The sequence below is a fragment of the Virgibacillus halotolerans genome, assembly GCF_016908515.1.
Classification (GTDB): domain Bacteria; phylum Bacillota; class Bacilli; order Bacillales; family Amphibacillaceae; genus Virgibacillus_M; species Virgibacillus_M halotolerans.
In genome coordinates this window covers 1,180,717-1,192,360 of sequence record NZ_JAFBEA010000001.1, presented here as the reverse complement: position 1 = coordinate 1,192,360, position 11,644 = coordinate 1,180,717, and the positions used below count along the sequence as shown (strand labels likewise).

General features: G+C 40.3%; 12 protein-coding genes. 11 read left to right on the top strand and 1 reads right to left on the bottom strand.

The features are described from left to right. Positions 1 to 163: 163 nt before the first annotated feature. Positions 164 to 628, bottom strand: coding sequence for a hypothetical protein (locus JOC34_RS06480; RefSeq protein WP_205135882.1), 465 nt, complete (start codon positions 626 to 628; stop codon positions 164 to 166). A gap of 155 nt (positions 629 to 783) precedes the next feature. On the opposite strand from JOC34_RS06480, the gene JOC34_RS06475 reads away from it, so the two are divergent. The 11 genes from JOC34_RS06475 to JOC34_RS06425 all read left to right on the top strand — a co-directional run bounded on the left by JOC34_RS06475 (position 784) and on the right by JOC34_RS06425 (position 11,640). Next, positions 784 to 1,059, top strand: a complete 276-nt coding sequence (locus JOC34_RS06475) for a hypothetical protein (protein WP_205135881.1) — start codon at positions 784 to 786, stop codon at positions 1,057 to 1,059. Positions 1,060 to 1,268: 209 nt separating this feature from the next. Beyond that, positions 1,269 to 1,913, top strand: coding sequence for a PAQR family membrane homeostasis protein TrhA (gene trhA / locus JOC34_RS06470; RefSeq protein ID WP_205135880.1), 645 nt, complete (start codon positions 1,269 to 1,271; stop codon positions 1,911 to 1,913). Between the two features lie 869 nt (positions 1,914 to 2,782). Continuing rightward, positions 2,783 to 3,304 carry a P-loop NTPase family protein gene (locus JOC34_RS06465; RefSeq protein ID WP_205135879.1) on the top strand — a complete coding sequence of 174 codons (522 nt, stop codon included), beginning with the start codon at positions 2,783 to 2,785 and terminating at the stop codon, positions 3,302 to 3,304. A gap of 247 nt (positions 3,305 to 3,551) precedes the next feature. After that, a complete protein-coding gene (locus JOC34_RS06460) occupies positions 3,552 to 4,721 on the top strand; it encodes an amidohydrolase (protein ID WP_205135878.1) in 1,170 nt (389 codons plus the stop codon). A 371-nt stretch (positions 4,722 to 5,092) separates the two neighbouring features. Beyond that, complete coding sequence (locus JOC34_RS06455; protein ID WP_205135877.1) at positions 5,093 to 6,244, top strand: ABC transporter substrate-binding protein; 1,152 nt, start codon at positions 5,093 to 5,095, stop codon at positions 6,242 to 6,244. A 91-nt stretch (positions 6,245 to 6,335) separates the two neighbouring features. Further along, positions 6,336 to 7,205: a branched-chain amino acid ABC transporter permease gene (locus JOC34_RS06450; protein ID WP_205135876.1), complete on the top strand. Its 870-nt coding sequence runs from the start codon at positions 6,336 to 6,338 to the stop codon at positions 7,203 to 7,205. Positions 7,206 to 7,230: 25 nt separating this feature from the next. Continuing rightward, entirely contained in the window at positions 7,231 to 8,196 is a 966-nt protein-coding gene (locus tag JOC34_RS06445) for a branched-chain amino acid ABC transporter permease (RefSeq protein ID WP_205135875.1), read from the top strand. Beyond that, positions 8,177 to 8,950: an ABC transporter ATP-binding protein gene (locus tag JOC34_RS06440; RefSeq protein ID WP_205135874.1), complete on the top strand. Its 774-nt coding sequence runs from the start codon at positions 8,177 to 8,179 to the stop codon at positions 8,948 to 8,950. Before JOC34_RS06445 ends, JOC34_RS06440 begins: the two co-directional genes overlap by 20 nt. Continuing rightward, positions 8,943 to 9,644 carry an ABC transporter ATP-binding protein gene (locus tag JOC34_RS06435; protein WP_205135873.1) on the top strand — a complete coding sequence of 234 codons (702 nt, stop codon included), beginning with the start codon at positions 8,943 to 8,945 and terminating at the stop codon, positions 9,642 to 9,644. The genes JOC34_RS06440 and JOC34_RS06435 overlap by 8 nt, the downstream gene beginning before the upstream one ends. A 247-nt stretch (positions 9,645 to 9,891) precedes the next feature. Next, on the top strand, positions 9,892 to 11,064 hold the full coding sequence (locus tag JOC34_RS06430) for a hydroxymethylglutaryl-CoA synthase (protein ID WP_205135872.1): 1,173 nt from the start codon (positions 9,892 to 9,894) through the stop codon (positions 11,062 to 11,064). Positions 11,065 to 11,211: 147 nt separating this feature from the next. Further along, entirely contained in the window at positions 11,212 to 11,640 is a 429-nt protein-coding gene (locus JOC34_RS06425; protein WP_205135871.1) for a MarR family winged helix-turn-helix transcriptional regulator, read from the top strand. Positions 11,641 to 11,644 lie beyond the last annotated feature (4 nt).

Below are 11,644 nucleotides of genomic sequence, written 5' to 3'. Positions count from 1 at the left end.
ATTTACGTGAATGAGATCTTTTAGACATACAAAAACTCCCCTTAAGGAAAACAGATTTTATTTTTTAATCTGTCTACCTTAAGGGGAGCATATCAGATAGACAATTTGGGGTCTTCATCTCTTTCTATCTAATCCTTATTTATCAAGAAAATTTTAGTGTCGCTTATTCAGGGCTTTTATCGTGTAAACGTCTAAAACCTTCCTGTTCCAGGTAGTCAGCTGCACCATTAAGTGTTGCAAAGGTCCCATCCAAAATGTCACCTGCAAAAACGTTCCAAGTGTTAAAATCCTCAACTATTCTAAGTGTCTGGTTTTCGGCATTTACCCAGGTTTCTTCAAAAGGTTCTGATTCAGATAGAGATTCAATGGACTGTTTGATCACTTCACGAAGTTCTTGTTCCGTAAAATCTCGGATGTTTACCATCCCATTGGAATCGATTGGATAGTTGCCATCTAATTGTTCCGCATACACAAATCCGTTTCCATTAGGGTGTAAACGATATACAACAATTTTTTTATCCATAATGCTTTCCTCAAAGTGAAAATTGACACGACCAAGGGATACATCGTGACGCTTTAATTCAGGAAATGACGCTATAATTGCTAGCTTTTCTTCAAATGTAAGCATGTTACCTCCAAATAGATCTGTAATTTTAGTCAGCTCCCATTATACCACTTGAATTTATAAAAATACGAGGGAACTGAAGAAAATCACATAATACAGGAAATCTAAGGGATAATATATAGAGATTTTTGATTAAGAAATGAATGGAGGATACTTATATGGAACAACCGAACCTACATCAGCAATTACAGCAGGCAAGTCAGCAAATTAAAGAAGCAGCGCAGGCAATTCGGCAGGCGCAAGGATCTGACATGCAGTTACTGGAACAGGCAGAACAGCAGTTACAACGGGCGGAACAGGAATTGCAAAGTGCGCAAAACACGGCCGGAACGGAAGCAACACAGAACCCACAATTTCAGCAAGCTTATGAACAGCTGCATGATACCCGTCAACAAGTACAGGAAGCCCAGCAAAATAACAATGATGTTTTATAAAGTGAAAACTGTCCGTTAAACTGCGATAAATCAAATGAGCGCAAATGTGTATATACATTCGTGCTCATTTTTTTATTTAACGGTTCAACAGTTTAACTAACGCGATTCTAAAATATTTCTGGTATAATAAAGAAATAGCTTGCTTTTAAAAAGTTCAGAGAATATGAACTTTTGTAAGCTATTAACTTCAAAGTATAAGGAATGATCAATTGGCACAAACACATATTTTTTCAAAAGGCGAGGAAATAGCAAATGCAATTACACATGGGATTGGAGCGGTATTAAGCATTGTGGGGTTAGTTGTACTAATCGTATCTGCTTCTCTGCAGGGAACCGCATGGCATGTTGTTAGTTTCACGATATTCGGTGCGACAATGTTTATCTTGTATATGTCATCAACGATGGTGCATGCACTCCCTCATGGGAAAGCAAAAGATCTATTTGAAATATTTGATCATGCTTCGATTTACTTATTTATTGCCGGATCTTACACACCGTTTACTTTTATTGTGATACAAGGAAAATTAGGTTGGACAATGTTTGGTATTATATGGGGACTGGCGATTGCTGGTACCGTATTCAAGGCTTTCTTTGTTAAAAAATATCTGTTCACCTCGACGATTTTATACGTATTAATGGGGTGGATGGTTATATTGGGGTGGAACCAAATTGTCGAAAATTTACATCCTAATGGCGTTATTCTATTTGTGACCGGTGGTATTTGTTATACGCTTGGGGCTATATTTTATGTTTGGCGGGGCTTTAAATTCCACCATGCTGTATGGCACCTATTTGTAATTGCGGGAACAGCCACGCACTTTTTCTGTGTATTATTTTATGTTCTACCATTGTAGGAAATGGTGTAGGTGTTGAGAAAAAAGTAATTTATTCAATATCACACTCTCACAGAGTAAAATTGACAAATAAGCCTTGACAGAATCAGGTAGGATGATGATACACTGTCGAACTTGACTTTTGATAGAGCCTATTCGTTAATTTTGTCGCTTTTTATTATCGCATTTATATAAATTGCGACATAAGAGCATGTTGATTTCCCAAGAGGTGTGTTATTTCGCCGTCCGGGATCGATCCGGGCGGATGCTTTCCGCGGACACGGCCTCAGCCACCTCGAGAAACCCACTCTCGGGGGTCTTCGGACACGTGTTGTTCCCGCTGGAGTCACCGCCCTTCTCTCACCCGGACTAGTAATGCTATTTACGGGAAGTACTTTGTCATTTCATCCAGCTAAAGCACGCTTTTATTGGCAAACGCTATACTTAGCAGCCCGTATACACGAAGACTCCTGCGGGAGAAAAGGCATCGGTGAGACCCCGCAGTGCGTAAGCACAAGGAGGCTCAACAGCCGCCCGCGGAAAGCGAAGTGTATACGGGCTGCGGTCGCCTAAGAAACTTGTTTTATTGTCAGCATTAAGATCTAACATAGATAGAATTTATGTCGCAGCTTATCTCTTTTGTGTAAAAAACAACCCTTTATTTTATAAGGTTGTCAAGGGAAGTATTAGAAACAGTTCTAGGTTTAACTCATCTAGCGCTTTGGACGTATTTTATCGGTGCAAGTTGAGTTAATAATAAAGAAAGAAAACTTGGAAAAATGACTAACCAATTAGAAAAAGCATCTACAGTGGAGACAGCACACCGTGCAGATGCTTTTATTTTGGCTTAAAAAATGTTCAGTTTGTTAAAAAGGAAAGGGGGGAGAGAAATGAAGCGCATTATGGTGATGGGAGTTTCAGCTGGTGTAGGGAAGTCTACATTTGCACGAAGGCTAGGAGGAAAGTTAGATATTAATATCTACCATCTAGATGCTTTATACTGGAAACCTAACTGGATAGAAGCCACATTGGAAGAGTTTACTGTCAAACAACAGGAGATTGTAGCTCAAGATAAATGGATTATGGAAGGTAATTATAGCAATACATATGACATTCGGATAAAAAAGGCGGATACAATTATTTATCTGGAGCTTCCTTTGGCAGTTTGTTTGTACCGCGTTATCAAGCGTTGGATGCTTCATATAGGTAAGACCCGATCTGACATGGGGAGCGGGTGTAAGGAAAAGTTGGACTATGAATTTCTTAAGTTTATCTGTACGACTTATCGTTCCCGTAAGAAAAAGATGCAGGAAAGATTTCAGTCTATTCAAGCGGCTGGCGATCAAATCAATATTATTACGCTAAAGAGTAAGAAAGAAATCCATTCGTATTTGGAAACATTAAATGTTTGAATATTCAAGGCTAATAAATGAAAGCGTCTCAAAGGCGGATAAGGGGAATTGAATGACAAATAATATATAGTAATTAATTTAAAAGTGTAAAATGATTTACAATCCATTTTTCGGGAATATATATAATAGATCTTTCTACGATCTAAGCTTGTAAATTGTTAGCTTTTTATCGCAGTTTGGCGGCAATAAAATCCCCACTGAATGAGGACTTACTTTATACAAATGATAAAACAAAGGAAGTGTTGATATGGCAGAAACACCACTACAAAAATCGGAACAAATAGAACAACAATTGATTGACTTCCGGAGGGCATTGCATGCAGATCCGGAATTGAGTGAAAATGAATTTAAGACACAGGAGAAAATTACTGCGAAACTGGACGAAATGGATATCCCATATGAAAAGGTTGGTAAGACCTCAACGATCGCAACGATTGAAGGTAATGGCCCGGGGAAGACGGTTGCATTAAGAGCGGATATTGATGCATTACCAATAAATGAGGATTTAGGTCTTGATTTTCAATCCAAAAATGAAGGCGTCATGCATGCTTGTGGTCATGACGCACATACGACAATGGCGATGGGCGCTGCGAAAATTTTAAATGATATGAAGGATCAATTTGCCGGGGAGGTACGCGTGATCTTTCAGGAAGCGGAAGAAACGTTTAAAGGCGCGGAGAAAGTTATTGCCGCAGGTGGAATGGAAGGCGTAGATGCAGTATTTGGTATGCATAATTATAATTTGCTTCCCACTGGTTCTTTTAATGCGAAAGTAGGTGATCTGTTTTCTGGATGTGATACCGTTTATGTGACATTTACCGGTGAATCCGGACATGGCGGGACACCGCAATTAGGCAAGGATTCCTTTACGCCGGGTGCACAATTTGCACTTGATTTACAGAGCATTGTAGCGAAAAACACGGATGCACGTACCCCGATTGTGTTAAATGTTGGCCGTTTTAACAGTGGCGCGAAGGCAAATATTGTTCCTAAAGAAACCAGTATGGATATCTCTATGCGTTATTTTGATAGCGAAACACGTAACACAGTCCATGAAGCGATTAAACGCCATGCGAAAGCGCTGGCAGATATGTATCAAATAGATGTTGAGGTAACCGTTGAACCAAGTACACCCCCAACAATCAATGATGAGAAGTTGGCAGAAATTGCTGCGAATGCTGGAAAAGAGGTATTTGGTGAAGATCATTTGGCTGATTTCCCCCGTGCAATGAACTCGGAAGACTTCTCCTATTTTATGGAGGAAGTTCCAGGTGTGTATGGTATCATTGGTACTTATAATGAAAAAAAGGGTACCGTTTATGCACCACACGATGATCAATATCAATTGGATGAAGATCTCTTAAAGTTGGGTGCGGCTTGGCATGTTGAATTTGCCCTAGAATTTTTAGGGAAATAGAATCTATTAAAAGAGGATGTGTGCTGCGAGTGGAGCATACATCCTCTTTTAATTGTCCCAATTGAAAGCGATTGCTCCTTTAATAGGGATATGCATCCGATGTTAGAGAATGGTGTAAAAAAATAAAATTCGGTAAAATTCGACTTGATTTTTAAAATTATTAGGTTTAGAATACTCTTATATCTAGTAGATAGAATATACTGCGATATATTGCATCTTTCTGCAGTTATCCTTGAATGAATGGAAAGGGAGGAATCTGTGCATCTCGCAATAATAAATTAACAGTAATGATAATTGGATAGGCCAGATCTTTGATCCCTGAAGGACAAGAGGGGTTATTTTATTTTATTAAGAAAAATGGGGGTATCATAATGAAGTTAAATTTTAGAATGTTCGCCACTATCGCAAGTTTGTTTGTATTGTTTATGCTTGCAGCGTGCGGGGGAAGCAATGATACGGCATCAGACGCTTCAGGAGAATCCGGTGCAGTTTCCGGTAAAATTGGTGTTGTTTCGTTTATGACCGGTTCTGGGGCTGCTTACGGTGAGGCGATTACAAATGGATTGGAGTTGGCAGAGAAGGAACTCGATGAAGCAGGGGAAGTCGACGTTGAGTTAGTGATTGAAGATTCTGCTGGGGAACCGGACCAGGCGCTTTCAGTGACACAGAAGCTGATAAATTCGGAAGATGTAGTTGGCATTATTGGACCAACATTGAGTACAGAAATGGAAGTGGTTGGACCGGTTGCAGATCAAAATGGCGTCCCGATTATGGGAACATCGAATACAGCAGAAGGCATTCCACAAATCGGTGAGTATGTGTTCCGTGATTCTATTCCGGAAACACAAGCGATCCCGGCTTCAGTGGAAAAAGCAATAGAGGAATATGACGCGAAAAAAGTAGCTATCATGTATGGAAATGATGATGTATTTACGAAAGCGGGCTATGATGCAATGAAAGACGCAGCGGAAGACTTGGGTCTTGAAGAACTTACCACACAAACATTTCAAATCGGACAGTCCGACTATAAAGCACAACTTTCAAAAATTAAACAGATGGAACCAGACTTGATTCTGTGTTCTGCATTATACAACGAAGGTGCTGTCATTATGAAACAAGCTCGTTCCATGGGGATAGATGTTCCGTTCGTTGGTGGAAATGGATTTAACTCTCCAGAAGTGATCGAAATTGCGGGTGATGCTGCAGATGGATTAATTGTTGCAACACCATGGTTTACCAAAAAGGATGATCAAAAGGTGCAAGACTTTGTATCTACGTACAAGGATGAATTCGGTAAAGAACCGGATCAGTTTGCTGCACAGGCCTATGATGGTCTTTATCTAATGGCTGAGGGATTGAAAAATGCTGGTGAAGCGGACCGTGATGAACTTCGAGATGCGATTGCAGAAATAGATGGTTTTGAAGGGGTACTCGGTGATATTTCGTTTGATGAAGATGGCGATGTGGTAATGGATCCTACTGTACTAATCATTGAAGATGGTGAATTTAAGGAGATGAAATAATTTCGGCTGGTTAAATAAAATGATCTGAGAAAGCCTGCTGATTACTGAAAAAAATGTATTGTTAAAACAGGCAATTAAAGGATGTGATGTCATGTTTCTGGAACAATTGATTAACGGAATAACAACAGGAAGTATTTATGCCATCGTTGCCCTTGGATATACACTCGTTTTCGGGGTGCTCGGTATCATTAACATGGCACACGGGGAAATCTTTATGTTTGGTGCTTTTATGGGAGTGGTGATCACTAGTACATTGGGGTTACCGCTTTGGCTGGCATTTGTTGCTGCCGCAGTTATAACGGCGATCCTAGGTTATTTATTAGAACGACTGGCATTAAGACCATTAAGGAACAGGCCGGACTCTCATCTTGCTCCATTAATCAGTACCATTGGGGTATCGATATTTCTTGAAAATCTTGCAGATAAACTGTTTGGATCGGGTAACCACCCGGTTCAAAACAGTCTTTCTGAAGCAAGCTTTACAATAGGTTCTGTGAATATTTATGTTGTACAAATTGTGATCTTCTGTATTTCGATCGCCTTAATGATTGCACTGTCCTATTGGCTATTGAAAACAAAAGGCGGAAAGGCATTGCGGGCGACAGCGGAAAACTTGGAAACGGCGAGTTTACTTGGGGTAAATACCAAAAGGGTTATCATGGTTACTGTGGTTCTTGCATCAGTTATCGGTGGTATTGCTGGGATTCTGGTTGGAATGGCATTTAGTTCGGTCAACCCACAAATGGGGCTGTCATTCGGATTAAAAGGCCTGGCGATTATTATTTTAGGCGGAATGGGCAATGTGAAAGGTGCGATGGTCGGCGGGATGATTCTAGGTTTATCCGAAACGCTTGTTGTGGCACTAGGCTATTCCGGTTACCGTGACGCTATTGCGTTTATTATGATCATTGTTATATTGCTACTTAGACCGCAGGGGTTGTTTGGAACGAAAACAGCATGATGTATACTGGGAGGTGAATCAATCCATGCTAGGAGAATTAATCAATCCATATTATTTACAAGTTGCCTCGTTTATATTAATTAATATCATACTGGGTCTAAGTATTTATGTAACACTTGCCTCAGGGCAATTATCGCTTGGAAGTGCCGGCTTTATGGCCGTAGGTGCATATACGACAGCGCTGTTGACAACAAACTTTGAGGTGCCATTACTGGTTGGTATTTTAGCGGGTGTAATGCTGGCAGGGATTTTTGGAATCATTGTTGGTATTCCTTCTCTAAGGTTACGTGGTGTGTTTCTTGCTATTGCGACATTGGGATTTGGAGAAATCGTTCGTGTGTTTATCGTCAACACGGAATCATTGACGAAAGGCGCAATTGGCATTTCCGGAATTCCACAGCTTGGTAGAGAAATACTCGACAAGCTGGAAGTCATTGGATTTGATCCGGAGATACTCGGTTTGAAGGCAAATCAGTTTACATTTTTAATTGTCTTTATCTTATTGCTGATTATTGTAATCGTTCTGGTCTGCTTTTTTTCCAGACAGAAGAACTCCCGTGTAGGGCGTGCCTTTTCAGCTATTAATATGGATGAACAGGCCGCGGCATCGATGGGGATTAATGTTACATATTACAAAGTGCTTTCATTTACACAAGGAGCAATGCTTGCAGGGCTTGCTGGCGCACTGTATGCGCACGTATTATCTTATATTAGTCCGGCAGATTTCACGTATCACAAAGCCGTTGAAATATTGACTTTCTCCGTATTTGGCGGGAGTGAAGTCGTCGGTGGAGCGATCTTTGGTGCTACATTTTTAACGCTACTTCCTGAAACATTAAGGGCGATTAGTGAGTACCGCTATATGATCTATGGTATTTTGTTGGTTGTGATGATGGCGTATCGTCCGCAGGGAGTTATTGATGAACAAATGATGCGTTGGTTTAAACGAAGGAAAGGAAGGAGACAGCAGCATGGTACTGAAAATAAATAACATTAGTAAACAATTCGGCGGTATTACGGCATTATCGAATGTATCCTTTTCTATTACGGAAGGAGAAATACTAGGATTAATTGGACCTAACGGTGCAGGGAAAACAACCATGTTTAATATGATTACGTCCGTGCTTGCGCCAACCTCTGGTGATATATCCTTTTATGATGAACAGATAAGTGGGTTAAAGTCACATCAAATCACAACAAAAGGTATTTGCCGGACCTTCCAAAACATTCGTTTGTTTCCAGAAATGACTGTTATCGAAAACGTAATGACAGGAAGTCACTGCAGAACGAAGTCAGGTGTGTGGAAAAGCGTGTTTCGCACAAAATCACAAAAACAGGAAGAAAAAGAGATATATGATAAGGCAAAACAACTGTTAGAAACGGTTAACCTACTGAAAGAGCGGGAGACACTTGGGAAAAATCTTGCCTATGGTCAGCAACGAAGGTTAGAAATTGCCCGGGCACTGGCAAGTGAACCAAAACTGTTACTGCTCGATGAACCAGCGGCAGGGATGAATGAACAGGAAACGGTAGAATTACACCGCTTGATTACAAAAATACGGGACATGGGAATTACAATTTTATTGATCGAACATGATATGCCACTTGTCATGAAAACTTGTGATCGGATTGTCGTCTTAAATTTTGGTAAGAAAATTGCTGAAGGAGAACCGAAAGCGATTCAATCAAACCCAGAAGTGATTAAGGCTTATTTGGGCACGGAGGGGGATGACGATATTGCTTAAGGTCGCAGGTGTAGACGCTTTTTATGGCCAGATTCAGGCGTTAAAAGGAATCGATCTCGAGGTAGAGGAAGGCAGTATTGTGACGATCCTTGGTGCCAATGGTGCAGGAAAGTCAACTACGATGAAGGTTATATCTGGCTTGTTGAAGCCTAAAAAAGGAAAGGTGACATTTCTTGGTAAAGATATAACTGGCTTACGCCCCGATCAACTGATACGAAAAGGAATTGCACTCGTACCTGAGGGGAGAGCCATGCTGGCAGAAATGACAGTGCTGGAAAATTTAGAGATGGGCGCTTACCACCGGAAGGATAGCGAGGTGGATAAGGATATCGCACAAGTAATGGAACGTTTTTCCATTCTAAAAGAACGTAAGGACCAACTGGCGGGGACGATGTCGGGTGGTCAGCAGCAAATGCTTGCCATTGCTCGTGCCTTACTTGCACGACCGAAGCTGCTGCTTTTAGACGAACCCTCAATGGGCCTTGCCCCGATCATTGTGGCGGACATCTTTAAGATGATTAAAGAGATTAATCAATCAGGCACAACGGTATTACTTGTAGAGCAAAATGCTAAACAGGCTTTGAAGATTGCTGATTATGGCTATGTTTTGGAAACAGGAAAATTAACAACTGAAGCCAATGCAAAAGACTTATTAGAAGATACAAGTATAGCAGAAGCATATTTAGGTGGATAAATAGAAGTGTTAGGAATCTTCGTGCATATTAAAGGAGATGCCTGGCATTTTCGTGCGAATTTTTGCTGAATGAATGATTGGTTTACATCATAATCTTCCATGTCTAGATTTGCAATTAATTGTCTTTCATCGTTGTTTATATTATTATTTATAATGTTGGGATAAAAATCATGGCAATTGTGAAAAGCATCACTTAGATTCATCACAGCATTGATTAAATTTTTATCGTAATCGAAGGAGCATAACATTGAAAATAGGAATTGACAAAATAGGATTTTACACCCCTCATTTATATGTAGATATGAACAAGTTGGCAGTTGCCAGAGATATTGAACCAGAAAAATTCACGATTGGCATCGGTCAGGAGAAGATGGCGATTTCCCCAGTTACGCAGGATGCTGTGACATTGGCGGCCAATGCAGCACTGAATATCTTAGATGAACAGGATAAGGAACAAATCGACTTTGTGATTTTCGGTACGGAAACAGGCATCGATAATTCCAAGTCGGCAGCGGTTTACGTCCACCATTTGTTAGGACTTCATCCGCAAGCCCGTGCAATTGAAGTGAAGCAGGCTTGTTACGGGGCAACCGCAGGCATTCAAATGGCGAAAGGGCATATTGCGTTAAATCCTGACAGTAAAGTACTCGTACTAGGTTCGGATATTGCTAGATATGGACTAAATTCGTCCGGAGAAGCTACTCAAGGTGCTGGAGCGGTTGCATTGGTGATCAGTGCAGATCCTAAACTATTGGTACTGGAAGATCAAAGTGCTTACTTGACGGAAGACGTGATGGACTTTTGGCGCCCGGTTTATTCGGACAAGGCTTATGTAGATGGAAAGCTTTCCAATGAAAAATACATCTCGTTCTTCAATACTGTTTGGGAGCAGTATAAAGCAAAAAGCGGTCTGGAACTGAAGGACTTTGCAGCGATTTGTTATCATCTGCCATATACGAAGATGGGACTGAAAGCACTAAGAACGATAATGGATGAAGGAACGGAAGCAGATAAAGAACGTTTGTTAGCGAATTATGAGGTAAGCAAAGGTTACAACAAGATTGTTGGAAACATTTATACCGGTTCCTTGTATTTGAGCTTACTTTCCTTACTTGAACAAAAAGACGATCTAGCGGCAGGGTCAAGAATCGGTCTGTATAGCTATGGATCAGGTTCAGTAGGCGAGTTCTTCACAGGTATTTTGCAGGAAGACTACCGTAAGCATCTTCACGTAGAACAACATACAACATTACTTTCCTCAAGAACGGAAGTAACCGTTGCGGAATATGAAGATATTTTCGAGCAAACATTGCCAATCGATGGTTCGACCGTTGAACTAAACGTGGATAACGATCCTGCAACCATTTGTGTCACTGGTATAACGGATCATATGCGTCAATATGTTAATAAGGCAGATTAAATAAAACGATATGCTGGGGAGATTTATTTCCCTGGCATTTTTATTTTAATTGCAAAAAGGTACAAAAGGACACTAGACATCATGGAATAAAATATGTATAATATTGATTAGTTTCACTAACTAACTAATTAAAGGCGGTAAATAATCATGGAACCCCATAGAGAGTTTTTTTATGCGTACGCAGTAACTTATCGACCGTATTTAAATCTATTAAATAACCAATTGGCTTCGTTTCAGCTGTATAGCTCCCAGTGGCGGATTATGAATTTTATTCTGCACAATGGCGCACATACAGTTAGTGATATTGCGATGTACCAAAAAGTAGAAAAGCCAACCACAACAAAAATGGTGCAGCGATTAATAGAACTTGGTTATATGGAAGCCACTCCCGGAGAGGATAAACGAACAAAGGTGATTCAATTAACGGAGACAGGTCTTAAGATATGTGATCAGGTAGAAGAAAAGCTTAATCAATTACAAAGCTATTTATTAGAAGACGTATCAGAAGAGGAGCAATTGATGGCTACCCGCTTAATAAAAAAAGTCTCAGAAAAAATAGCGGATTATAAAGGATGATAGG

Excerpts from the sequence above, each read along its gene's own strand:
- JOC34_RS06480 (WP_205135882.1), bottom strand. The coding sequence starts at position 628 with ATGCTTACATTTGAAGAAAAGCTAGCAATTATAGCGTCATTTCCTGAA.
- JOC34_RS06475 (WP_205135881.1), top strand. The coding sequence starts at position 784 with ATGGAACAACCGAACCTACATCAGCAATTACAGCAGGCAAGTCAGCAA.
- JOC34_RS06465 (WP_205135879.1), top strand. The coding sequence starts at position 2,783 with ATGAAGCGCATTATGGTGATGGGAGTTTCAGCTGGTGTAGGGAAGTCT.
- JOC34_RS06460 (WP_205135878.1), top strand. The coding sequence starts at position 3,552 with ATGGCAGAAACACCACTACAAAAATCGGAACAAATAGAACAACAATTG.
- JOC34_RS06455 (WP_205135877.1), top strand. The coding sequence starts at position 5,093 with ATGAAGTTAAATTTTAGAATGTTCGCCACTATCGCAAGTTTGTTTGTA.
- JOC34_RS06450 (WP_205135876.1), top strand. The coding sequence starts at position 6,336 with ATGTTTCTGGAACAATTGATTAACGGAATAACAACAGGAAGTATTTAT.
- JOC34_RS06445 (WP_205135875.1), top strand. The coding sequence starts at position 7,231 with ATGCTAGGAGAATTAATCAATCCATATTATTTACAAGTTGCCTCGTTT.
- JOC34_RS06440 (WP_205135874.1), top strand. The coding sequence starts at position 8,177 with ATGGTACTGAAAATAAATAACATTAGTAAACAATTCGGCGGTATTACG.
- JOC34_RS06425 (WP_205135871.1), top strand. The coding sequence starts at position 11,212 with ATGGAACCCCATAGAGAGTTTTTTTATGCGTACGCAGTAACTTATCGA.